Annotated in this window: 28 protein-coding genes; 10 read left to right on the forward strand and 18 right to left on the reverse strand. The window is 70.2% G+C overall.

Annotated elements, in window-relative coordinates; genetic code table 11:
- Positions 1 to 66 precede the first annotated feature (66 nt).
- Complete coding sequence (locus tag KUM44_RS00955; RefSeq protein ID WP_217205537.1) at positions 67 to 267, forward strand: hypothetical protein; 201 nt, start codon at positions 67 to 69, stop codon at positions 265 to 267.
- An 11-nt stretch (positions 268 to 278) separates the two neighbouring features.
- Here KUM44_RS00955 and KUM44_RS00960 read toward each other — a convergent pair whose 3' ends face one another.
- Positions 279 to 1,178 carry a GntR family transcriptional regulator gene (locus tag KUM44_RS00960; RefSeq protein WP_308402449.1) on the reverse strand — a complete coding sequence of 300 codons (900 nt, stop codon included), beginning with the start codon at positions 1,176 to 1,178 and terminating at the stop codon, positions 279 to 281.
- A gap of 201 nt (positions 1,179 to 1,379) precedes the next feature.
- On the opposite strand from KUM44_RS00960, the gene KUM44_RS00965 reads away from it, so the two are divergent.
- Complete coding sequence (locus KUM44_RS00965) at positions 1,380 to 1,565, forward strand: hypothetical protein (protein WP_217205539.1); 186 nt, start codon at positions 1,380 to 1,382, stop codon at positions 1,563 to 1,565.
- A gap of 154 nt (positions 1,566 to 1,719) precedes the next feature.
- Here KUM44_RS00965 and KUM44_RS00970 read toward each other — a convergent pair whose 3' ends face one another.
- Positions 1,720 to 3,003 carry a GNAT family N-acetyltransferase gene (locus KUM44_RS00970; protein ID WP_217205541.1) on the reverse strand — a complete coding sequence of 428 codons (1,284 nt, stop codon included), beginning with the start codon at positions 3,001 to 3,003 and terminating at the stop codon, positions 1,720 to 1,722.
- Positions 3,004 to 3,223: 220 nt separating this feature from the next.
- Positions 3,224 to 3,847: an aerial mycelium formation protein gene (locus tag KUM44_RS00975; RefSeq protein WP_217205543.1), complete on the reverse strand. Its 624-nt coding sequence runs from the start codon at positions 3,845 to 3,847 to the stop codon at positions 3,224 to 3,226.
- Between the two features lie 181 nt (positions 3,848 to 4,028).
- On the opposite strand from KUM44_RS00975, the gene dtd reads away from it, so the two are divergent.
- Positions 4,029 to 4,454 (forward strand): D-aminoacyl-tRNA deacylase, encoded by a 426-nt coding sequence (gene dtd / locus KUM44_RS00980; protein ID WP_217205544.1) that lies wholly within the window; start codon positions 4,029 to 4,031, stop codon positions 4,452 to 4,454.
- A 141-nt stretch (positions 4,455 to 4,595) separates the two neighbouring features.
- Here the strand turns inward: dtd and KUM44_RS00985 are convergent, their stop codons facing one another.
- From KUM44_RS00985 to KUM44_RS01010, 6 genes are all read right to left on the reverse strand, one after another.
- Positions 4,596 to 5,561, reverse strand: coding sequence for a folate-binding protein YgfZ (locus KUM44_RS00985; RefSeq protein ID WP_217205545.1), 966 nt, complete (start codon positions 5,559 to 5,561; stop codon positions 4,596 to 4,598).
- Positions 5,562 to 5,571: 10 nt separating this feature from the next.
- Positions 5,572 to 6,009: a Fur family transcriptional regulator gene (locus KUM44_RS00990; RefSeq protein WP_217205547.1), complete on the reverse strand. Its 438-nt coding sequence runs from the start codon at positions 6,007 to 6,009 to the stop codon at positions 5,572 to 5,574.
- Positions 6,010 to 6,041: 32 nt separating this feature from the next.
- Positions 6,042 to 6,617, reverse strand: coding sequence for an FABP family protein (locus tag KUM44_RS00995; RefSeq protein WP_217205553.1), 576 nt, complete (start codon positions 6,615 to 6,617; stop codon positions 6,042 to 6,044).
- A 241-nt stretch (positions 6,618 to 6,858) separates the two neighbouring features.
- A complete protein-coding gene (locus KUM44_RS01000; RefSeq protein WP_217205555.1) occupies positions 6,859 to 7,719 on the reverse strand; it encodes a hypothetical protein in 861 nt (286 codons plus the stop codon).
- The gene (locus KUM44_RS01005) at positions 7,716 to 8,621 is read right to left on the reverse strand and encodes a hypothetical protein (RefSeq protein ID WP_254388871.1); all 906 of its coding nucleotides are present in this window, start codon (positions 8,619 to 8,621) and stop codon (positions 7,716 to 7,718) included. Before KUM44_RS01005 ends, KUM44_RS01000 begins: the two co-directional genes overlap by 4 nt.
- Positions 8,618 to 9,394 (reverse strand): hypothetical protein, encoded by a 777-nt coding sequence (locus KUM44_RS01010; RefSeq protein WP_254388872.1) that lies wholly within the window; start codon positions 9,392 to 9,394, stop codon positions 8,618 to 8,620. Before KUM44_RS01010 ends, KUM44_RS01005 begins: the two co-directional genes overlap by 4 nt.
- A 147-nt stretch (positions 9,395 to 9,541) precedes the next feature.
- Here KUM44_RS01010 and KUM44_RS01015 point away from each other — a divergent pair, with 147 nt between their 5' ends.
- Positions 9,542 to 9,904: a DsrE family protein gene (locus KUM44_RS01015; RefSeq protein ID WP_217205559.1), complete on the forward strand. Its 363-nt coding sequence runs from the start codon at positions 9,542 to 9,544 to the stop codon at positions 9,902 to 9,904.
- On the opposite strand, the gene KUM44_RS01020 is transcribed toward KUM44_RS01015, so the two are convergent.
- From KUM44_RS01020 to KUM44_RS01055, 9 genes are all read right to left on the reverse strand, one after another.
- Positions 9,898 to 10,317, reverse strand: coding sequence for a VOC family protein (locus tag KUM44_RS01020; protein WP_217205561.1), 420 nt, complete (start codon positions 10,315 to 10,317; stop codon positions 9,898 to 9,900). The two genes, KUM44_RS01015 and KUM44_RS01020, sit on opposite strands and share 7 nt — an antisense overlap.
- Before the next feature lie 10 nt (positions 10,318 to 10,327).
- Complete coding sequence (locus tag KUM44_RS01025) at positions 10,328 to 10,588, reverse strand: DUF3099 domain-containing protein (RefSeq protein ID WP_217205563.1); 261 nt, start codon at positions 10,586 to 10,588, stop codon at positions 10,328 to 10,330.
- Between the two features lie 229 nt (positions 10,589 to 10,817).
- Complete coding sequence (locus tag KUM44_RS01030) at positions 10,818 to 11,105, reverse strand: DUF1416 domain-containing protein (RefSeq protein WP_062723811.1); 288 nt, start codon at positions 11,103 to 11,105, stop codon at positions 10,818 to 10,820.
- A gap of 60 nt (positions 11,106 to 11,165) precedes the next feature.
- A complete protein-coding gene (locus KUM44_RS01035) occupies positions 11,166 to 12,011 on the reverse strand; it encodes a sulfurtransferase (RefSeq protein ID WP_217205564.1) in 846 nt (281 codons plus the stop codon).
- A 126-nt stretch (positions 12,012 to 12,137) separates the two neighbouring features.
- The gene (locus KUM44_RS47465; RefSeq protein WP_370260121.1) at positions 12,138 to 12,242 is read right to left on the reverse strand and encodes a putative leader peptide; all 105 of its coding nucleotides are present in this window, start codon (positions 12,240 to 12,242) and stop codon (positions 12,138 to 12,140) included.
- A 200-nt stretch (positions 12,243 to 12,442) separates the two neighbouring features.
- Positions 12,443 to 13,180 carry a DUF2993 domain-containing protein gene (locus tag KUM44_RS01040; RefSeq protein ID WP_217205651.1) on the reverse strand — a complete coding sequence of 246 codons (738 nt, stop codon included), beginning with the start codon at positions 13,178 to 13,180 and terminating at the stop codon, positions 12,443 to 12,445.
- 297 nt (positions 13,181 to 13,477) lie between these two features.
- Positions 13,478 to 14,794 (reverse strand): hypothetical protein, encoded by a 1,317-nt coding sequence (locus KUM44_RS01045; protein ID WP_217205565.1) that lies wholly within the window; start codon positions 14,792 to 14,794, stop codon positions 13,478 to 13,480.
- Positions 14,795 to 14,796: 2 nt separating this feature from the next.
- Positions 14,797 to 15,051: a MoaD/ThiS family protein gene (locus KUM44_RS01050; protein WP_030052141.1), complete on the reverse strand. Its 255-nt coding sequence runs from the start codon at positions 15,049 to 15,051 to the stop codon at positions 14,797 to 14,799.
- 37 nt (positions 15,052 to 15,088) lie between these two features.
- Positions 15,089 to 15,961, reverse strand: a complete 873-nt coding sequence (locus KUM44_RS01055; RefSeq protein ID WP_217205567.1) for an alpha/beta hydrolase — start codon at positions 15,959 to 15,961, stop codon at positions 15,089 to 15,091.
- A gap of 181 nt (positions 15,962 to 16,142) precedes the next feature.
- Here KUM44_RS01055 and KUM44_RS01060 point away from each other — a divergent pair, with 181 nt between their 5' ends.
- From KUM44_RS01060 to KUM44_RS01085, 6 genes are all read left to right on the forward strand, one after another.
- Positions 16,143 to 16,922, forward strand: coding sequence for a response regulator transcription factor (locus KUM44_RS01060; protein ID WP_217205569.1), 780 nt, complete (start codon positions 16,143 to 16,145; stop codon positions 16,920 to 16,922).
- 117 nt (positions 16,923 to 17,039) lie between these two features.
- Positions 17,040 to 18,062 (forward strand): LacI family DNA-binding transcriptional regulator, encoded by a 1,023-nt coding sequence (locus tag KUM44_RS01065; RefSeq protein ID WP_217205571.1) that lies wholly within the window; start codon positions 17,040 to 17,042, stop codon positions 18,060 to 18,062.
- Between the two features lie 248 nt (positions 18,063 to 18,310).
- Positions 18,311 to 19,330, forward strand: a complete 1,020-nt coding sequence (locus tag KUM44_RS01070) for a S1C family serine protease (RefSeq protein WP_217205573.1) — start codon at positions 18,311 to 18,313, stop codon at positions 19,328 to 19,330.
- Positions 19,331 to 19,357: 27 nt separating this feature from the next.
- Positions 19,358 to 19,546, forward strand: coding sequence for a hypothetical protein (locus KUM44_RS01075; RefSeq protein ID WP_217205575.1), 189 nt, complete (start codon positions 19,358 to 19,360; stop codon positions 19,544 to 19,546).
- 79 nt (positions 19,547 to 19,625) lie between these two features.
- Positions 19,626 to 20,363, forward strand: coding sequence for a response regulator transcription factor (locus tag KUM44_RS01080; protein ID WP_217205577.1), 738 nt, complete (start codon positions 19,626 to 19,628; stop codon positions 20,361 to 20,363).
- Positions 20,360 to 21,814, forward strand: coding sequence for a cell wall metabolism sensor histidine kinase WalK (locus KUM44_RS01085; protein ID WP_217205579.1), 1,455 nt, complete (start codon positions 20,360 to 20,362; stop codon positions 21,812 to 21,814). Before KUM44_RS01080 ends, KUM44_RS01085 begins: the two co-directional genes overlap by 4 nt.
- The last annotated feature ends 78 nt before the right edge of the window (positions 21,815 to 21,892 follow it).

The raw sequence follows: 21,892 nt of genomic DNA on the forward strand, positions 1-21,892 counted from the left end.
CAGAGTTATCAGTGCACTTCCCGCCGAAGGAGAGCTTCTTCCTCCCTGCCCCAAGGAGACACCGCCGTGAACGAGTTCGCCGCCTTCGTCACCGCCTTCGTCACCGCCTTCGTCTTCACTGTGCAGCAGATCATTCTGTGGAGATACGGCGTCCTGGGCCTCCTCGCGCTGCTTCTGTTCGCCATCGGCGTCAAGGCCCGCAACCAGACGTGCAGCACCATCGGCGCGCTCTTGCTCGTCCTGATGCTCTCAAGGCAGGCGCTGTGATCCGGCCGCTGTCAGTCCAGGGACAACTCGGTGCTGATGGTCTCCCAGAGCGCGTCGAACCACAGGCGGGACTGCTCCACGAACGAGGTGTCGCGATGCTCGGTCCCGCGCTGAAAGGCGAACAGCAAGGACTGTGTGCCATTGGGGTCGTACGTCTCCAGATGCCGGTGGTCGATCTCCACCTCGCGGCGGGTCAGCGTGTAGTAGGCGAAGAGCGCCTCCGCGTTGTTGAGCAGGTAGAGCTTCACCGGCGGGGTGAAGGGCAGCGCACGGAAGGTGACCTGCACATCGATGCCGTGCGTCGAGCGCAGCGCCAGCAGACGGTGCTGGAGCACCTGGCCCTGGGCGTTGCGCTGGGCGAGCCAGCGGCGCCGCAGCTGTTGGTAGGCGCCGTCGGCCGAGGCGTCCACCGGCGCCGGAAACGCGAGCGGGATGTCGCGGCTGGGCAGCAGGACACGCACGTCGAGCCTGGCCGGTTTCAGCTGTCCGGCGTGGATCTGGCGGAGCGGTTCGCCGATGGCGAGCGTGAGGGAGACCGAGGTCAGGCACAGGGCGTCGATCTCGACGTGCGGGGCGGCGAAGGCGGCCGCGATGCGCGGGGCGAGGGCTGCCATGGTGGGCGCCGGCGGTACTCCGGTGCCGGTCAACGCCCTGCCGAGGTCGGGGGCGACGGTCGCCGGGGCCCCTTTGGACACATTGGTGAGCAGGCTCTCCGAGTGCAGGATGCGCAGGGCCTGCCGCACGGCTCCGCGCTCGACGTCGAACTCGTCGGCCAGCTGGGCCTGCGTGGGCATGCGTTGGCCAGGTCGCAGCTCGCCGGACCTGATCCGTTGGCGCAGCACCTCCGCCACTTCACGGTGCGAGCGCGTCCTCTTCTTGCCGCCGTTGACGGCAGCGCCTTCCGAGGTCACATCGGAAGGTTACAACTTTGCGCCATCTCGCGGCAGTTAACCGAAAGGTGGTTACCGGACACTTCCAAGCCAAAGCAACTCGCGGTAAGTTGGTCACCAACTTGTTCAACATGGTTGCACTTTCCGATGGTTGGTCGCTCCGGCGCGCTCAGCACCTCACATCGGCGGGGTCCGCTCCGCCCACTCGGAAGGACGGACCTCATGCCGCTCATCTACCTCGCAGTCGCCGCCCTGGCCATCGGATTCGAGCAGCTCCTCCAGATGAAGTACGGCGCGATGGGCCTCATCGCCTTCGTCGCGCTGACCCTGGGGATCAAGGCCAAGAACACCGTGATCGGCGGCATCGGAGCGGTCATCCTCGTGATGCTGCTCGCCCAGTCCGGCTGACCGGGCTCCCTTCCGGAGGGGAGCCGGGAGCCTGGTCAGTCTGCACCAACAGCACAGCCACAACTCAACAGCGACAACTGAACAACGACATCGCACAGTCACAACCGAACAGCACGCTACGGATGAACAGACCTGCCGCCGACAGAGAGGAGCCTCAGAAGACGTCCGGGCACCAAGGCCGCCTGGACGTACGCAGCAGGGCGTCGACCACCAGGGCGGCGCCCGCTCGTTCTTCCCGCACCCGGCCCAGCGCGGCGAGCCGCACCGCGGACTCGTCGCCGAGCCACAGCCGGCCCAGGTCGGCGATGTCGAGGGTGAGTTCGGGGGTCGCCGTGGTCGGGGTGCACGAGGCACCGTCCGCGGACACGTCCAGCCGGTACCGCCCACCCGTGAAACCGCCTGCGCTCCCGTGGCCGCCCCCGTCCACGACGTCGAGCACCAGCGTCCCCTGCCCCTCGTACGTCCGCGCCTCCAGAGCCCGTACGACGTCCAGGATCCGCACCCACAGCCAGTCCGCCTGTGTCGTGACCCGGGCGGCCCGCGGATCGGGCAGGTAGAAGGGCAGGAGGTCGTCGGGGGCCCGCCAGCCGCTCTTCACCGTGGTGATCCAGTCGATCGAGCACAGATAGCGCCACAGCGCCCGCTCGGCGTCCGGGGCCGCCGCGATCAGCCAGTTCACGGACGCCGTGTTCAACGGCTGCTTGCCGTCGCCCCAGTGGTCGTCCGCCTGGTACGACACCAGCCCCTGCACCTCGCCGCCCGCCGAGCGGTACACGGCGAAGAAGGGCTCGGTCCACGGGGACCTGTCCAGGCGCAGCACCCCGGTGCCGACCTGCCACCACCGCTCGTCCCGGTCGACGGCACCCGGCTGCGCGCCGCGCACCCTCTCGTACAGCTCCGGGCCGAGCTTGCGTACGTCCGCCCCGTCCACGAGGTCGATACGGCCGCCGTCCTCGGGGCCGGCCCACCTCGGGTCGAGGCCGGCGCGTGGGACGTCGACCGTCCACTGGGTGGTCCAGGTGGCGGGGCCGAAGCCGTAGCGGCCGTAGATCGGGTACTCGGCGGCGATCAGGGTGGCTACGACGTCGCCGCGGTCCTTCGCTGCGGTGAGGTCGTGGGCCATCATGCGGGTGAGGAGGCCTCGGCGGCGGTGGGTGGGGGTGACGGTGACGTTCGTTATGGCGTCGGCGGGGACGGGGGCGCCGCCGACCGCAGTGATCTCCTGCGCGAAGGACCGGAACGTGGCGACGCAGCGGCCGGTGTCGAAGGCGCCGAGGGTGCGGGACGGGACGAGGTACGAGCTGCGGTCCGCTATCTCCGTCCCGGAGACGTCGGGGGTGCGGAGGAAGCCCGTGTTCAGGGCCCTGATCCAGTCGGGGATGTCGGCCTCGGTGATGGGGCGGACGTCTGTGCCTGTGTCGGGTTCGGGACGGCTCATGGGGTCACGGTAGGGAGGTGGGTGCGGGGGTGTCCTCGCATTTTTCCTCGCCCCTGCCGCCCCTACCCGTCCCGCCCCCGGGGGCTGCGCCCCCCAGACCCCCGCTGTCGGCCCTCCGGGCCTCGTCCGCACACGCCGGACGGGCTGAAAGTGCTCCCAAGGGGCGCGGGGAACTGCGCGACCAGCCCCCACCGGGCGGTGGCCGCGCAGCCGGCGTCAGCTAGGTCAGCAGGTCGTCCACCACGGCCTCGCCGTCCCGGTAACGGCGTGTGATCTCCGCCCCGCAGTCGTCCGCCGTCCGCTGCAACCGCTGCCGGCGTCGGGACACCTGCTGCTCGTACCCCACCAGCCTGCCCATCGCGGCGTTCAGCTCGACGTCCGTCCGCGCCTGAAGGTCCGACAGTTCCACCTCGGCCAGCATCTCGGCCGCCAGCAGCCGGTACTCCTCGCTCTGCGGGGTGCCCAGGGTGACGTGGCGGGCCGACGAGCGGTGGCGGGCCGGGGCGTCGGTGAGGATCTCCGAGAGTCGCTCCACGACGGACGCCGCGCCCGCGGGAGAGCGCCGCGCGAGTTCCGCCCGCAGGATGTCGATCCGCCCTTGCAGCAGTCGACGTACATAACTCAGGTCCGCCTCGTCCCGCTGTGCGTCCCGCCGCAGGGTGCGCAGCTCGGGCAGACTGAGCACGGTCAGATCGGGCTCGGGCGGATCGACGGGCAGCCGTGGATCCGCCCCCGGGCCCGGATCGTCGGCCGTGCGCTGCGTGGGCGGCCTCAGCCCGGCCGGCTGGCCCGTGTGACTCAACACGACAGCCCCAGGAGGCTGCCCGGTACTCGGTGTGCTCATATGCCTCTACCGTCCCCTCGACCGGCGTGTGGAAGCATGGTGCCATCCCAAGTGGCCCCTATGTGACCGAGTGCCCACGAACGGCCCCAGATGGGGGCTTAAGGATCAAAAAAGAGACCGCGAAGAAGCCCCGGCAGGCCCCTTTACCGGCGGCTTCCCCCTCACCGGGCATGATGGCCGCATGCGAGCTGTGGTGCAGAGGGTGGACGGCGCGAGTGTCGTCGTGGATGACGAGACCGTCGGCGAGATCGTGGGCGAAGGGCTGTGCGTGCTCGTCGGTGTCACGCACGAGGACACCAAGGAGAAGGCCGCCCAACTCGCCCGCAAACTCTGGTCGATCCGCATGCTGAACGACGAGAGGTCGTGCAGCGACATCGACGCCCCGCTCCTCGTCATCAGCCAGTTCACCCTGTACGGCGATGCCCGCAAGGGACGCCGGCCCACCTGGAACGCCGCCGCGCCCGGAGATGTCGCCGAGCCGCTCGTCGACGAGGTCGTCGCCCAACTCCGCGCCCTGGGCGCGACGGTGGCGACGGGCCGGTTCGGCGCCAAGATGCGGGTGGGTCTGACGAACGACGGCCCGTTCACCGTGCTGCTGGAGATCTAGGGGGTGTTTTGAAAGTCCCGTGCGGTGCCCGCGCCCGCCGCGGCAGCGGCTGGTGTCGCAGCCGGTGCGTGCCGGGCGCCGTGGGTGCTGTGCGGGACTTTCAAAACACCCCCTGGCGAGCCCGGAGCCGCAGTCGCACGGCTACGGCTCGACGACCACTTCCTGTGCGGCCGCTGTCTCTCCGGCCAGGAGCCTCGCGTCCACCGGCACGTTCCGCTTGACCAGCGCCAGCGCGACCGGGCCCAGCTCGTGGTGCCGTACCGATGTGGTGATGAAGCCGATCTTGCGGCCGTCGGGGCCCTCGTCGGCCGGCCGGAGCTCCGTGCCGTGCGGGGGCAGGTGGACGTCGCTGCCGTCCAGGTGCAGGAAGACCAGGCGGCGCGGCGGCTTGCCGAGGTTGTGGACCCGGGCGACCGTCTCCTGGCCGCGGTAGCAGCCCTTCTGCAAGTGCACCGCGGTGCCGATCCAGCCCAGCTCGTGCGGGATGGTGCGGTGGTCGGTCTCGAAGCCGAGGCGCGGGCGGTGGTGCTCGACGCGCAGCGCCTCGTAGGCGAGGATGCCGGCCGCCGGACCCGCCTTCTCGGCGTACGACTCCAGGTCGGCACGCGGGAGGAACAGGTCACGGCCGTACGCCGTCTCGCGTACGACGGCGCCCTCGGGGATCTCGGCGATGGATCCGGCGGGCAGGTGGACGACCGCGAACTCGGCGGTCCGGTCGGCGACTTCGACCTGGTAGAAGAACTTCATCGACTCCAGGTACGCGATCAGCGCGTCCTGGGTGCCGGGCTCGACATGGGCCCAGACCGTCGTGCCGTCGTCGACCAGGTACAGCGCGTGTTCGATGTGGCCGTGCGCCGAGAGGATCAGCGCTTCGGTGGCCTCGCCCACCGGGAGGTCGCTGACGTGCTGGGTGAGCAGCAGATGCAGCCAGCTCAGCCGGTCCTGGCCGGTGACGGCGACGACTCCGCGGTGCGAGAGGTCGACGAAACCGGAGCCGTCGGCGAGGGCGCGCTGCTCGCGGAACAGATCGCCGTAGTGCGCGGCGACGCCTTCGTCCACGCCCTCGGCGGGCACGGCGCCGGGCAGGGTCAGCAGGGGGCTCTTCATATGCCTAAGCCTACGACTCGGTAGTTGAACTCTTCAGGGAGCAGTCCTTGCAGCGGCCGAAGATCGCGAAGTGCTTCATGTCGGTCTCGAAGCCGAAGGTCCGGCTCAGCTTGGCGGTGAACTCGGCGGCCACCTGGACGTCCGCCTCGATGACGTTCTCGCAGTCGCGGCAGACCAGGTGGAGGTGGTGGTGGCGGTCGGCGAGGTGGTACGTCGGCGCACCGTGCCCGAGGTGGGCGTGGCTGACCAGCCCGAGTTCCTCCAGGAGCTCCAGGGTCCGGTACACGGTGGAGATGTTGACCCCCGACGCCGTCTTCCTCACTTCCACGAGGATGTCGTCGGGGGTCGCGTGCTCGAGGGTGTCCACAGCTTCGAGGACAAGCTGACGCTGCGGCGTCAGCCGGTAGCCGCGCTGCCTGAGGTCGCTCTTCCAGTCGGTGCTCACCACACCGGAAAGTCTAGAGCCAGTCGACGGGATGCCTACTTGAAGAAGGCGATGCCGTCGTCCGGAAGGTCGTCCGGCAGGGCCTTGGCCCAGCGCTCGACCTCCTCCGGGGTGACGACCTTCTTCAGGTGGGCCGACATGTAGGGGCGCAGCTCGACCTCGGGGGTCTGCTTCTCGCCGACCCACATCAGGTCGCTCTTGACGTAGCCGTAGAGCCGCTTGCCCCCGGTGTAGGGGCCGGAGGCGGCCGTGCGGGCCACGGCGTCCGTCACCAGGTCGATCTGGGGCTTCTTGTCGGCCATCTCGCCGTACCAGACCTCGACGACGCCGTCGTTGCGGACCATCGTGACCTCGACCTTGCGGTCGGCGTCGATGCGCCAGAAGCCGTGCTCGGACTCCAGCGGCCGCACCTTGTTGCCTTCGTTGTCCAGCACCCAGGTGTGAGAGCGGTACTCCAGGAAGTCCCGGCCGTCGTGCGTGAAGGCGACCTCCTGCCCGAAGTTGCACTTCTCGGAGCCGGGGAAGTCGTGCACGCCCGCGCCCGCCCAGTTGCCGAGCAGGAAGGCGAGGGGGACGAGGTCCTTGTGGAGGTCGGACGGGATCTCGATCATGAGCAGCTCAGAAGTCTCGTACGTCGGTGATGGCGGTCAGCGCTGGCCCTGGTACAGCTTCTTCACGGTCAGCCCGGCGAAGGCGAGAACGCCGACGCAGACCAGGACCAGCAGGGCTTCGAAGAAGATCTCCACGGGGTGCTCCTCGATTGAGCGTGGGGAATGCTTTGCGTACACAGGGCCGGGCCCCAGCTTACGCGGCCGGGGCCGGGCCCTCCGTATGAGGTACGCCCTCGCGGGCTCAGCCGAGCAGCTGGCTCTGTAGGACCACCGTCTGCTGGAACGGGACGGCCGCGGCCCCGCCCTTGCGGGCCTGCACGACCAGCCCCAGCACGTCACCGGAGACCAGGTACGCCTGCCGGACCTGCTCGGCGCCGTACGGCTTGGCCTCGGCGTAGGCGTAGTGCCGTACGTCGACGACCTCGGCGTCGGCGGGGAAGCCCTCGTCCATGTGCATCCGGTCGGCACCGCGCAGGCCGTAGGCGGGCGAGTCGAAGTTGGTGAGGTGGTCCTGCTGAAGCACGTCAGCCACCTGACCGGACTCGAACTGGAGCAGGTAGATCCGCGTGCGCGTACCGTCCGGCGTGGTCCAGCCACGGGCCGCGATGTGCCGCAGGGCGTGGTCCGTGAGCAGCTGGCCGAGGTTGTCCCGGTCTTCCTCCAGTGCGTACGCCGACAGGAAGTCCTTCGTGGCCAGCCAGCCGTCGCGCCCGCTCAGCTCCTTGTCCGCCTCGGCCCCCGTGGGCGCCGGCAGCAGCAGCTCGCGCAGGTCCGCGTGGTGGAGGGAGGCCAGGTTCTCCTCGGCGAACGGCGCCGGGCTGCCGGCGGGCAGCGGCGGCCTGGTGATCTCCGGGTACGTCCAGCGCCCGTCCGTCTCGGTCGCGAGACCGGGCACGTCCGTGCGTTCCATACGCGTGATTCCGTACGCGGTGGAGGCGCCGACGGCGGCGAAGACGACGACGGCCGCGGTCCAACGCAGGACGGCGCGCAGGACACGGCGGTCCTTCTTCACGGGGGGAACGGCCGGAACGGCCGGATCGCCCGCCGGCTCCGGCGGGATGTCGGCCAGGGGCGCCGTGGCGGTGTACTGCTGCTCGGTCATACGGCCATCCCCTGGTCGTCGATGCGGTCGAGCTGCCGGGTGACGAACACCCCGATGCCGGCCAGGTCGACCGGTCGGATGCCCGCAGCGGTGAAGCTGATCAGCACGTCACCCGAGTAGGCCGCGCAGAACACGCCGTCGAGCTCCTCGTCCTCGCCCTTGGGCGTCAGGAAGCACTTGGCGTTCTTGTGGCCCTCGATCTTCGGCCCCTTGCGGAAGACGCCGAGCGCGGAGAAGAACTCGTTCTGGGACGTCGCGATGTCCCGTGCGGCCGTACGGCTCTCCATCCGTGCCAGGGTGACGCTGACGGAGAACGCCTCGTCGAAGTTGATGGCGCGGCGGGTCGCGTAGAAGTAGCTGCGCATCACCATGCCCTTGACGCTCTGCTTGTCGATCTCCTTCTCCAGCTGCCGACGCTGGGTGCGGGGCAGGTCCTTGAGCGAGTCCTTGCGCAGGGCGGTGGCCTGACGTCCGCTGAGCTCGGCGTCGGCCCCGAACTCTCCGAGGTCGGGGCCGCGGGTGTAGCCGTTCTCCCCGTACGGCAGCAGCAGCCCGCGCAGTCCCGAGCCCGCCTTCTCCGCCTTGGCGTCGGCCGCGGACGGCTTGGGGAACTTCCAGGTAGGCCGGCCCGGGTCCCGGTCGGCGCCCTGGACGGTGACGACGGTGTAGCCGGCACCGGCGACGACGGCACCCAGCAGCAGGACGGTCCCGGCGAGGGCGCCGAGCCGCGAGGGCCGCGGCCGCTTCCGCTCGGGGCTCGCGGTGCTCTCGGCGGCCCGGGGGTTCTCGGCGCCCTGAGCGCCCTGAGCGCCCTGGACGTTCTCGGAGCCCTCGGCGTTCTCGGCGTTCTCGGCGTTCTCGGCGTTCTCGGCGTTCTGAGGGCTCTCGGATATCTCGGTCACAGCCGCCCCATCTGCCGCTCGGCGAGATCCATGATCTTCTCCTTGGAGATCGGCTTGGTGTCGTAGACCCAGATGTGCATCGCGATGTCGCCGCGCCAGGCGTGTGCCTCGGCCGAGTACAGCGGGAGGTAGCCGGCGTCCCGCTCCGGGGTGTCGTGCACGTACGCCATGCCGTCACCCGTGCCGGGGATGGGCCAGCTGCGGGTGTCGGGCTCCTCCTCGGCCCAGTAGTACGCGCCCTCGGCGTGGCCGCCGGCCGCCAGGGCCTGCTCCTGGCGGAACTGTGCCAGCTGGATCTCGACGTTGTAGGTGGTGCCCACCCGCCAGCCCGTGACGGCGGCACGGCGGAACTCGTCGCTGACGAGGTCGCCGAACATCTCGCCCGGCTCCTCGTAGCCGTCCGCGTAGTCGGCTAGGTCCAACCAGCCGTCGGTGCCCGCCGTGATCACGGTGTCCCGCGCGCCCTTGGGCCGCTGGAGCAGCAGCTCGCGCAGATCACCGTCGGTCCTCACCCGGCGGTCCTCGGCGGCGGACAGCGGCTCGGCCACCCCCTTGGCCCGCTCGACCACGGGCTGGGAGAGGGGCGGCAGTTTCGTGGGCCGGCGATCGGCCTGCACCAGGTAACCGGTACAGGTCCCGGCGACGAGCCCGAGCACGGCTCCGGCGATCAGGAGCGCCGCGGTGCGCCCGCGGCGACGAGGCCGGGGCAGGGCGGCCGGCTCGGCCGGTCCGGGCACCTCCGGGTGCGCGGGCGCAGCCGAGGAAACCGGCATGACCGGCGCGTCAGCCGCCTCTCCCACTTCTTCAGGTACATCCAAGACGTCCCCCCACGGAACGTGAAGTGCGCATTCCGTATGCGCGCGCACAGGAGACCCATGGCCAACGCCGCAGGTTGTAAGGGAGTTGATTACGATTCGGCCATGGCGAAGAAGCTGGTGATCAAGGTGACGGCGGGGGCCGATGCCCCCGAACGCTGCTCACAGGCGTTCACGGTCGCGGCGGTGGCCGTGGCCAGCGGCGTCAACGTCTCCGTATGGCTGACCGGCGAGTCCGCGTGGTTCGCCCTGCCGGGCCGCGCCGCCGAGTTCGAGCTCCCCCACGCGGCCCCGCTCCCCGACCTGATCGACGCGATCCTCGCGAGCGGCCGCCTCACCCTGTGCACCCAGTGCGCGGCCCGCCGGGACATCACGGAGAAGGACGTCATCGAGGGCGTACGGATCGCGGGCGCCCAGGTCTTCGTCCAGGAGGCTCTGGCGGACGAGACGCAGGCGCTCGTCTACTGAGCCGCGGGGGACTCCTCGGTCGACTCCTCGGTCGACTCCTCGGTCCAGAGGCAGAAGGGGTGCCCGGACGGGTCGTAGAGCACGCGTACGTCGTCCTGGGGCTGGTACTCCGCGAGCCACGCCCCTTCCGCCAGCGCCCGCGCGGTCTCGGCCTCCAGGTCGTCGACCTCGATGTCCAGGTGCAGCATCATCTGCTGGTCGCCGGGCCTGCGGCTGGGCCAGACGGGCGGCACGTAGTCGGGTTCGGTCTCGAAGGCGAGGGACGTTCCCTCGGTGCCGGGTGGCGGCCCGATGAGGACCCAGTCCGGCTCCTCGGCGCGCACCACATAGCCCAGCAGCCGCTGGTAGAAACCGGCGAGTTCCTGCGCGTCCCGCGCGTCGAGCACCACGGTGGACAACTTCGTAGGCGACATGCCCGCCTTCCTACTGCCGCCGCTTCTTCCCGTCCAGCTCGTCCCACCACTCGTCGGACTTCGGATCCCCGGACGGGTCGTCCCACCAGCGGTCCTCCGGCCCCCGCCGGTTGGCGACCATCGCGGCCAGCGGCGGAATGACCATGGCCACCACACACATCCCCACGGCCACCGGCACCGACCACAGACGCACGACCCCCCAGGCCAGGACGAAGAGCGTGATGCACGTCCCCATCATGGCGAAGTAGAGATGACGTCGCCGTGCGTACATGACTTCAGGGTAGGCCCGCCCTGCACGTAGCGGGCCGGCCCGGCGGGCCACGACCGACCCCATCGACGCAGGCCCGCGCCGAAGGCCGACGGACGGAGTCCGGCGCAGGGTCCCGCAGCGTGCGAAGCAGTGCAAGGGGCCCGTCAAGAATGGGCCGGCCCACGCCAAAGGGCCGTACCCCGGGTGTCCAACCCGTGGGGTACGGCCCTTCGGCCGGTCAGGGTGTCGCTCAGACCGTGATGGCCACCTCGGCCAGGCCGCCCTGCTGGGCGACGACCGTGCGGTCGGCGGTGCCGCCGGGGACCAGCGCGCGTACGGTCCAGGTGCCCTCGGCCGCGTAGAAGCGGAACTGGCCCGTGGCGGAGGTGGGGACCTCCGCGGTGAACTCGCCGGTCGAGTCCAGCAGTCGGACGTAACCGACCACCGGCTCGCCGTCCTTCGTCACCTGGCCCTGGATCGTGGTCTCACCGGGCTTGATCGTCGAGGCGTCGGGGCCGCCGGCCTTCGCTCCACACATGTCTTTCTCCAAGAGGGGTCTGACCGGAAACGAAGGCCGGTCGGGATGGAAGAGGTTGTCTTACTTGTTGGCGCCGAGCTCGATCGGAACGCCGACCAGACTGCCGTACTCCGTCCAGGAGCCGTCGTAGTTCTTGACGTTCTCCACACCGAGCAGCTCGTGCAGGACGAACCAGGTCAGCGCGGAGCGCTCACCGATACGGCAGTAGGCGATGGTGTCCTTCGCCAGGTCGACCTGCTCCTCGGCGTAGAGCTCCTTGAGCTCCTCGTCCGACTTGAAGGTGCCGTCGTCGTTGGCGTTCTTGGACCACGGGATGTTGCGGGCGGACGGGACGTGGCCCGGACGCTGCGACTGCTCCTGCGGCAGGTGGGCCGGGGCGAGCAGCTTGCCGGAGAACTCGTCGGGCGAGCGCACGTCGACCAGGTTCTGCGAGCCGATCGCGGCGACGACGTCGTCACGGAAGGCACGGATGGACTTGTCCTGCGCCTTGGCCTTGTACTCGGTGGCCGGGCGCTCGGGGATCTCGGTGCCGTCGACCAGCTCGCGGGCGTCCAGCTCCCACTTCTTGCGGCCGCCGTCGAGAAGCTTGACGTTCTCGTGGCCGTAGAGCTTGAAGTACCAGTAGGCGTACGAGGCGAACCAGTTGTTGTTGCCGCCGTAGAGGATCACCAGGGTGTCGTTGGCGATGCCCTTGGCCGACAGAAGCTTCTCGAAGCCCTCCTGGTCGACGAAGTCGCGGCGGACCGGGTCCTGGAGGTCCTTGGTCCAGTCGATCCGGATCGCGTTCTTGATGTGGTTCTTCTCGTAGGCGGACGTGTCTTCGTCCACCTCCACGATCGCGATGTTGGGGTTGTCCAGGTTCTCCTGGACCCAGTCGGCGTCGACGAGGACGTCGCTGCGGCTCATGCTCTTCTCTCCTCCGGGGCAGTTGCGGCGGGGCGTGCGAGTGCGAGGGGGTGCGTGCTCGGACCGAGACGACGCACCTGTGCCCTGGTCAGGGCAGCGGGGAAACGCAGAAGTCGGAGCTTCCGCTCAGAAGGGGCGACAGAGCATGGCGGCAACGCGGCAGAGGTCTACTGCCCGCCGCTTCGTGAGATCCGCCTGTCGCTTCATGGGCTCGATCGTAGGGACGGACATGCGGGCGTGTCACCGGTGTGTCGCATGCTGAGACGAGATTGTCCGCGATACGGGATCGACAGGCTGCCGAGGCCGGTCCCGCAAGGCTTCCGGGTGCGTGTATCGGCAGTCACATCTACGGAACGGACGGCGCCGTCTCGCCAATCGGACACGGGAGGAAGAGGAAGAAGAGGAGGAGGTCCTTCGCGGTCGCAGCCGTACTACCCCGCGAGGCGGACGTCCGAACCCTTCACCGTGATCTCGACGCCGTTCTTCGCCGCCTGGACCTTGTCGAGCTGGATGCCGCCGGGGAGACCGTCGATCTTCTGCTCGAAGTCGGTGATCGCGCGGGCCCGGTTCTCGGCGATGTCGGCGCCGCCGAAGTCGGGCAGGGTGTCGGCGTGCACCTTCACGGTGTCGCCCTCGGTGGTGACGGAGCTGAGCACGTAGACCGGGTTCGGCAGCTTGGTGCCGAGGACGGTGGCCTCGACGGCGACCTTGATCTTGCCGTTGCCGCCGTCCGACAGTCCGATGACGCCGGCGGTGACGCCGGGCGCGACCTCGGTGGGCTCGGACTTGGCGGTCCTCAGCAGCTCGGCGTAGGTGATGGACGCGGTGCCGGTGGCGGTGGCCGCGGTGGCGGAGCTGTAGTCGCCGGAGAACTCGACGCCCTTCATGTTCGCCGTCAGGTCGTCGATCCGGATCGTCTTGCCGTCGGTGCCGGTCGCCGCCTCGTAGTCCTTGATCCCGACCTCGACATCGTCCAGCGAACCGCTCGCCACCTGCGTCAGGAAGGGAAAGCCCTTGATGGACACGTCCGGCGCGGCGGCGAGGTTCTCGGAGCTCTGAAGCTTCCCGGCCGCCTCGTCCTCGGCGAACCCCACGGCGAGGCGGTCGGCCAGTACGAAGAGGCCGCCCAGGATCACGACGGTTATCAGCAGTATCCGCAGGGCTCGCATGTTGTGGTGTTCCCCCACCTCAGAGTCGTCAATGGCGACGAGCGTAACTCTGCGGAAGGCTTGGACCAGCGAATTGTCGATCACCTGTGACAGCAGGCCTGGGCTTTCCTCGCCCCCGCCGCCCCAACCCGTCCCATCCGGTCGCGCCCACGCGGCGGAGCCGCATATCGATACAGCCCCGCGCCCCTTCTGGGGCTCCGCCCCAGACCCCGCTCCTCAAACGCCGGAGAGGCTGAGTTCGGGCGCAGCCCCCAGGGACGGGACGGGCAGGGGCGGCGGGGGCGAGGAAAAGCCGGTTCAGACGAACGCCCGTCCCAGCACGTACACCGCCGGCGCCGCAGCCGCCAGCGGCAACGCGACGCCCGCCGTGAAGTGCACGAACCGCGACGGATAGTCATAACTGGCCACCCGATGCCCGACCAGCGCACACACCGCGGCCCCGGCCCCGAGCAAGGCCCCACCGGACCCCACCCCGGTCATCGCACCGACCACACCACCGGCCCCCGCCCCCGCAAGCAACGCCATCACCACAGAGACCACCGTCGGCAACGGCAACGCACGCACCAGCACCGCGACAGCCACCGCCACCGCCCCCACACTCACCGCATCCGCCTCGGCCGCGAGATACCCACCCGCGACGATCGACAGCGCCGCCGAGACCACCGTCGCCATCAGCCCGTACATCCGCTCGTCCGGATCAGCGTGCGAGCGCAGCTGAAGGACCAGCGTCAGCAGTACCCAGACCCCCAGCGTGCCGAGGATCGCCGCCGGAGCACGGTCGGCCACCAGCAACGCCACGTCCGCGGTCAGCGCCCCCGCGAAGGCCAGCGCGATGCCCTGCCGGGCAGGCCACATGCCGTTCAGCCGGAACCAGCCCGCCGCGGTCACGGCCTGAAGGACGACGAGCGGGACGAGAAGGGCGTACGACCCGATGGCCGCCGCGCCGGAGAGCAGCAGTCCCAGCAGCGCCGTGAGCCCGGCCGGCTGGACCCCCGGCTCGATGATCGGCGAACGGCCCTCAAGCCGGGCCCGCTGGGCGTCCGTGATGCGGGAGTTGCCGGCGACGGTCGCGGGACCGTACCCGGGGCCCTCACCCGACTCGGGCTCCCTTTCCGCGGGGGAGCGCTGGGCATGGGCAGGGGCAGAGGCATGACCAGGGGCAGGGGCCTGCTGGGCGTAAGCCTGCGGCTGAGCATGGCCCGGTCGAGCCTGGGCGTAGGCCTGGACCTGCGGGTGGGCCTGGGCCTGCGGGTGGGGCTGGGCCTGAGCCTGCGGGTGGGGCTGGGCCTGGCCCTGCGGCGCGCCGCCCCACCCCTGCCCGGTCTCGCCGTACCCCGACCCCGCGTACGCTCCCGCTCCCGCGGCCGCCCCTGCTCCCCCGGCCGCCCCCGGCACACCCGCCCCCTGCGACGGCAGATAGGCCGTCTCCGCGGCCGAGGCCGGCGGCACCGGCGGCTGGACGTGGGTCTCCCAGGTCTGGCCCTGCCACTGCTGCGTGTGCTGCTGGGCGGCCTGCTGGTCGTCGTACGCCTGCTGCCCGGGCCACCCCTGCGGCGGCGCGGGCTGCTGGTACGGGTCGTACTGGTCGTACCCCTGATACGGCTGGTCGGTCATCGTCACCCTCCTGCGAACGGCGGGAGCACCTCGACCGTGCCGCCGTCGGCCAGCCGTACCGTCTCATGTTCGCGGGTGCCCACGGGGTCACCGTCGACGAGGAACGAGCATCGCTGTAGGACGCGCACGAGTTCACCGGGGTGTCGCTCGCGGGCTGCGTCGAGCGCCTCGGCGAGCGTGGCCGCGTCGAACGGCTCCTCGGCGATCCCGGCCGCGGCCTTCGCGGCGGCCCAGTAGCGCACCGTGACCTTGGGCATGCGGTTCCTCTGTCGGTCGGCTGTGTACCCCGTCAGGCTAGCCGCCCTGTGCGCCGGCCCAGTCCCCGATGCGGGCCAGCAGTTTGTCGTCGGCCGCGTGCTCGGCGTGGCCCATGCCGGGCTCCAGCCAGAGTTCCCCGTGGTCACCGGCCGCCTCGGCCAGCATGCGGGGGTGGTCCAGGGGGAAGTAGCCGTCGCGGTCGCCGTGCACGATCAGCAACGGGGTGGGCGCGATCCGCGGGACCGCCTCCACCGGGGAGAGCGGCACCGGATTCCACTCCCGGTGGTGGATGCGCGTACGGAATCCGTAGCGGCCCACCAGACGGCCCTCGGGCCGGGTCACCAGCCAGTGGAGCTTGCGCATGGGAGCCGTGCCCCGGTAGTACCAGCGGGCCGGCGCACTCACCGAGACCACCGCGTCCGTATGCGCCCCCGCGCGCCCCTCACGCTCCTGCTCGCCCGGCCGGTACAGCGCCGCGTGCCGCAGCACCACCGAGCCGCCCATGGAGAAGCCGACGGTCGTCACGCGCGTGTGCCCGAGGTCGCGGGCCCAGCGCACCGCGGCCGCCAGGTCGAGCACCTCGCGGTCCCCGACCGTCGAACGGCCGCCGGAGGCGCCGTGCCCGCGGAAGGAGAAGGTGACCACGGCGCCGTACCGGGTGAAGGCCTCCACCACCCGTCGTACATGTGGCCGATCCACATCGCCGGTGAAGCCGTGGGCGACGACGAACACCAGGTCACCGGCAGATGGACGCGAGGAGTCGTATACGACCGCACCCGGGTCGTATACGGAATCGACGGTCACGCCGTCTTCGGTGTGCAGATACGTCCGCAAAGGTGTACGTCTGGTTGTCTCAGAGTGCGGACGAACCGTGGATCGTGCCACATGACCTGCCGGACCGATGCTCATGTCGGCTATTCTGCTGGGCAGAGGACTCGGGCAGCGTAGCCCCCGGGTCCTTTTGTGCTTTCGGAAGCGTTGTATACGGCGCGGGAAACCTCAGGTGACCGCAGGTGTACGGGGCCTTCGGGATCGCAGAGCAGTTCCGTACCGCACACGTCCTCGCAGGGACCGAGGAGGAACCAGACGTATGAGTTCTCTGCTGCTCCTGACCAACGCCCTCCAGCCGTCGACGGAGGTGCTCCCGGCACTCGGCCTGCTGCTGCACAACGTGCGCGTGGCTCCGGCGGAAGGCCCGGCACTCGTCGACACCCCGGGTGCCGACGTCATCCTGATCGACGGCCGCCGCGACCTCCCGCAGGTGCGCAGCCTGTGCCAGCTGCTGCGCTCGACCGGCCCCGGCTGTCCGCTCGTCCTCGTCGTCACCGAGGGCGGCCTCGCCGCCGTCACCGCCGACTGGGGCATCGACGACGTGCTCCTCGACACCGCCGGTCCGGCCGAGGTCGAGGCGCGACTGCGGCTCGCCATGGGCCGCCAGCAGATCGTCAGCGACGACTCCCCCATGGAGATCCGCAACGGCGACCTGTCGGTCGACGAGGCGACGTACTCCGCCAAGCTCAAGGGGCGGGTCCTCGACCTCACCTTCAAGGAGTTCGAGCTCCTCAAGTACCTCGCCCAGCACCCGGGCCGCGTCTTCACGCGCGCGCAGCTGCTCCAGGAGGTCTGGGGCTACGACTACTTCGGTGGTACCCGGACGGTCGACGTCCACGTACGACGGCTGCGCGCCAAGCTCGGCCCCGAGCACGAGTCGCTCATCGGAACCGTCCGGAACGTCGGTTATCGATTCGTTACTCCCGAGAAGGTCGATCGCGCCGCCGACGAAGCCAAGGCCAAGGCCGACCGGGCAAAATCGGCGGATTCGGACGAGACGGCCGCCCTGGACGGCGCCGAGGTCCGTGCCGACGCCTAGCGGACGCTCGGGCAGGGCGCACAGGGCGCTGCTCGCGTGCGGGAGAGTGACAGCCCGGCGCCAGGCAAGCGCCTTCACGCCCTGCCCAGAGCAGGTCCATCCGCGTAGACTCCGCGCGTGGCCAAGGTGACTCGCGATGACGTGGCGCGGCTGGCAGGGACTTCCACTGCCGTCGTCAGTTACGTCATCAACAACGGACCCCGGCCGGTCGCCCCGGCCACGCGCGAGCGTGTCCTCGCCGCGATCAAGGAGCTGGGGTACCGGCCCGACCGGGTCGCCCAGGCGATGGCCTCGCGGCGCACGGATCTCATAGGCCTGATCGTGCCGGACGCCCGCCAGCCCTTCTTCGGCGAGATGGCACACGCGGTCGAGTGGGCCGCCGCCGAGCGCGGAAAGATGGTCCTCGTCGGCAACTCCGACTACGTCGGCGAGCGCGAGGTCCACTATCTGCGGGCGTTCCTCGGGATGCGCGTCTCGGGGCTCATCCTGGTCTCGCACGCCCTGAACGACCTGGCCGCCGCGGAGATCGAGGCCTGGGACGCCCGGGTGGTGCTGTTGCACGAGCGGCCCGAGGCCATCGACGACGTCGCCGTCGTCACCGACGACCTGGGCGGCGCCCAGCTCGCCGTACGCCACCTTCTGGAACACGGCTACGAGTACGTCGCCTGTGTGGGCGGCACCGCCGAGACCCCCGCGGTCGGCGACCCGGTCTCCGACCACGTCGAGGGCTGGCGGCGCGCGATGTCCGAGGCCGGGATCCCGACCGAGGGGCGGCTGTTCGAGGCGCCGTACAACCGCTACGACGCGTATCGCGTAGCGCTGGAGATCCTCTCCGGGCCGCGGCGGCCGCCCGCGATCTTCTGCTCCACCGACGACCAGGCCATCGGTGTGCTGCGGGCTGCGCGGGAGCTGCGGATCGACGTGCCGGGTGAGCTGGCTGTCACCGGGTTCGACGACATCAAGGAAGCGGCGTTGACGGATCCGCCGCTGACGACGATCGCGTCGGACCGGTCGGCGATGGCTCGGGCCGCGGTGGATCTGGTGCTGGACGACGGGCTGCGAGTGGCGGGATCGCGGCGTGAGCGACTCAAGGTGTTTCCGTCGCGGCTGGTCACACGGAAGTCGTGCGGGTGCGCCTGAGAGCTCGGGGGTTCTGGGGTCGTGCGGGTGCCGGTCGTGTGTGGCTGGTCGCGCCCACGCGGCGGAGCCGCACATCGATACAGCCCCGCGCCCCTAGGGGCGTCGCAGTCCTGTTGCCCTTTCTGAAAGGTCTCTGAGAAGCCCCCGCCCCCGACCAGTGGGGGTTTTATATCGGGCATACGGGGTTCTGCCGGGCTTCTCAGGGAGCACTCAGGGAGCTCTCATGGTCGGGCGACATGCTCATCTCCATGACCGAGAGCTTCCGCCACAGCGGCGCATACGACCACCCGTACCAGGGCGCTCCCGTGAACCCGGAGTGGCCGCCCCCGCCGGCGCACCAGCCGACGGCACCGACCGCTCTCCTCACCGAGCCGGCCGGCCGGCAGCCGAGGGCGCGGCGGCCCCGCGGTCCCGTCGCCCTCATCGCCGCAGTGGCGATCGTCGCCGCCGCGATCGGGGGCGGCACGGCGTACGGCATACAGGAGCTGACCGGCCAGGACACGGTCGCGACCTCCAGCTCCACCAGCACCAACGTCGTCCCCTCCAGCCAGAAGGGCACGGTCTCCGGGGTCGCGAAGGCGGTCAGCCCGAGCATCGTCGAGATCAACGCCCAGTCCAACGCCGGTTCCTCCACCGGCTCCGGCGTGATCATCACCAGTGGCGGCGAGATCGTCACCAACAACCACGTCGTCTCCGGCGCCACCTCGGTCAAGGTGCGGACCAGTGACGGCAAGGAGTACACCGCCGAGGTCGTCGGCACCGACAGCAGCAAGGACCTCGCGCTGATCAAGCTCCAGAACGCCTCCGGGCTGAGGGTGGCCACCCTCGGCAACTCCTCCGGCGTCCAGGTCGGCGACCAGGTCGTGGCGATCGGCTCCCCCGAGGGCCTGACCGGCACCGTCACCAGCGGCATCGTGTCCGCGCTCGACCGTGACGTGACCGTCTCGACGGACGAGAGCCAGGGGCAGCAACAGCAGCAGGGCGGCGGCGGTTGGCCGTTCGAGTTCGGCGGCCAGCAGTTCAACGGCGACACCGGGTCCTCGACGACGACGTACAAGGCGATCCAGACGGACGCGTCCCTGAACCCCGGCAACTCGGGCGGCGCGCTGATCGACATGAACGGCAACATCATCGGCATCAACTCCGCGATGTACTCGGCCGCCGGCTCGGGTTCGTCCGACGCGGGCAGCGTGGGCCTCGGCTTCGCCATCCCGATCAACACCGTCAAGTCCGACCTGGCGAAGCTGCGGGCCGGTTCCACCGACTGAAGCGCGAGGCGCCAGAGGGAGTACGTCATGATCCAGCAGGTCGAGCACACCGCGACCGGCGTCGGCCCCGCCGACCTCGCCCTGGCCCTCTCCGTCGCGGGCGCCCCGCACTCGCCGACGGCGCCGTCCCGGGCACCGGAGCTGGCGACCGCCCGCCCGAGCGCGGGCCGCAGGGCCGCTGCCGCCCGCGGCCGTCGCCGTACCGTACGAGGCTGAGCAAGCCGAGAAGCATGCGAGGCTGAAGGCGTTCAGCCGCTCAGCCCCCGTCCCACCGCACCCCGAGGATCCCGAGCCCATGAGCCCCGCCGATGGCGACCGTGACCCCCAGCGCATCCTGATCGTCGACGACGAGCCGGCGGTGCGTGAAGCACTCCAGCGCAGCCTCGCCTTCGAGGGGTACGACACGGAGGTCGCGGTCGACGGCGCCGACGCCCTGGAGAAGGCGACGGCCTACCGGCCCGACCTCGTGGTCCTGGACATCCAGATGCCCCGCATGGACGGCCTGACCGCCGCCCGTCGCATCCGTGGCGCCGGTGACACGACCCCGATCCTCATGCTGACCGCCCGCGACACGGTCGGCGACCGCGTGACGGGCCTCGACGCCGGCGCCGATGACTACCTGGTCAAGCCCTTCGAACTGGACGAGCTCTTCGCCCGGGTCCGCGCGCTGCTGCGGCGCAGCTCGTACGCGGCGGCGGCCGGTGCGGGCGCGGTGGAGGACGACGAGGCGCTGACCTTCGCCGACCTGCGCATGGACCTCGCGACCCGGGAGGTCACGCGGGGTGGGCGGCCGATGGAGCTGACCCGTACGGAGTTCACGCTGCTGGAGATGTTCATGGCGCATCCGCGCCAGGTGCTGACGCGTGAGCAGATCCTCAAGGCGGTCTGGGGCTTCGACTTCGAGCCGTCGTCGAATTCGCTGGACGTGTACGTCATGTACCTGCGCCGCAAGACCGAGGCGGGGGGCGAGCCGCGGCTCGTGCACACGGTGCGGGGTGTGGGGTATGTGCTGCGGCAGGGTGGGGCGGAGTGAACAGGGTGCTGCGCCGGTTCCGGTCGCTGCCGATCCGGTCGCGGCTGGCGCTGTTGGTGGCGGCGGCGGTGGCGTTCGCGGTGGCGGCGGTTTCGGTGACGTGCTGGTTCATTGTGCAGGGGAAGCTGTACGCGCAGGTGGACGAGGACCTGAAGAGGGTCGCGGCCATCAAGGGGCCTCAGCAGATCGCGCAGATCGGGGACGCGTACACCGAGTGCACCCAGACTCCCCAGCAGACACTCAACAACTTCCGGACCACCTACTCACAGGTGGTCAAGGCTGACGGAACCCCCTGCCTCCTCCCGAACTCGCTGGGCGTCGTCAACGTCACCCAGTCCGACCAGGACGCGATCAAGAGGGGTGGCGACGGCTTCTTCCGCAACGGCACCAACGAGGACGGCGACGACCTCCGTGTCCTGACGTTTCCCATCACCCTCAGGGACTCGGTCACCGGGGCCGAGTCGGACGCCGCCCTCGTGGTGGGCGTACCCCTGAAGGGCACCCAGTCCACCCTCAACGACCTCGCCCTGATCCTCCTCCTCGTCTCCGGCGTGGGAGTGGTGGGCGCGGGCGCCGCCGGCCTGGCCGTGGCCCGCGCCGGTCTCCGCCCCGTCGACAAGCTCACCGACGCCGTGGAACACGTCGCCCGCACCGAGGACCTGAACATCCGCATCCCGGTCGAGGACGACTCCGAGGACGAGGTGGCCCGCCTCTCCCGCTCCTTCAACTCCATGACCTCGGCCCTGGCCAGCTCCCGCGAGTTGCAACAGCAGCTCATCGCCGACGCCGGCCACGAACTGCGCACCCCCCTCACCTCCCTGCGCACCAACATCGAACTCCTCACCCGCAGCGAGGAGACGGGACGCCCGATCCCCGAGGCCGACCGCAAGGCCCTCCTCGCCTCGGTCAAGGCCCAGATGACCGAACTGGCCGCTCTGATCGGCGACTTGCAGGAACTGTCCCGCTCGGAGGGCCAGCGCGGCGAACGCGTCCAGGTGATCTCGCTGGAGGACACGGTCGAGTCGGCCCTGCGCCGCGCCCGCCTCCGCGGTCCGGAACTGACGATCACGGCCGACGTCCAGCCCTGGTACGTCCGCGCGGAACCGGCGGCTCTTGAGCGTGCGGTGGTCAACATCCTCGACAACGCGGTGAAGTTCAGCCCCGAGGGCGGCACGATCGAGGTGCAGCTCGCCGATGGTGTCCTGACCGTCCGCGACCACGGCCCCGGCATCCCCGCCGACGAACTCCCCCACGTCTTCGACCGCTTCTGGCGCTCACCGAGTGCGCGTGCCCTGCCGGGGTCGGGGCTGGGTCTGTCCATCGTGGCACGTACGGTGCAGCAGGCGGGCGGGCAGGTCACGCTGGCGCACGCGGAGGGCGGCGGGACCGTGGCGACGGTACGGCTGCCGGGGGCGCCGACGCCGCCGCCTGCGGAGCCGCAGGAGTCCTAGCTTCAACTCTGACTTTGCTCAGCGGCGTTGCTTATTCAAAGCGGCCGGGAATGGAGATCCACTTCCCGGCCGTTTCCC

This window comes from Streptomyces sp. AC550_RSS872 (assembly GCF_019049285.1).
Classification (GTDB): Bacteria; Actinomycetota; Actinomycetes; order Streptomycetales; family Streptomycetaceae; genus Streptomyces.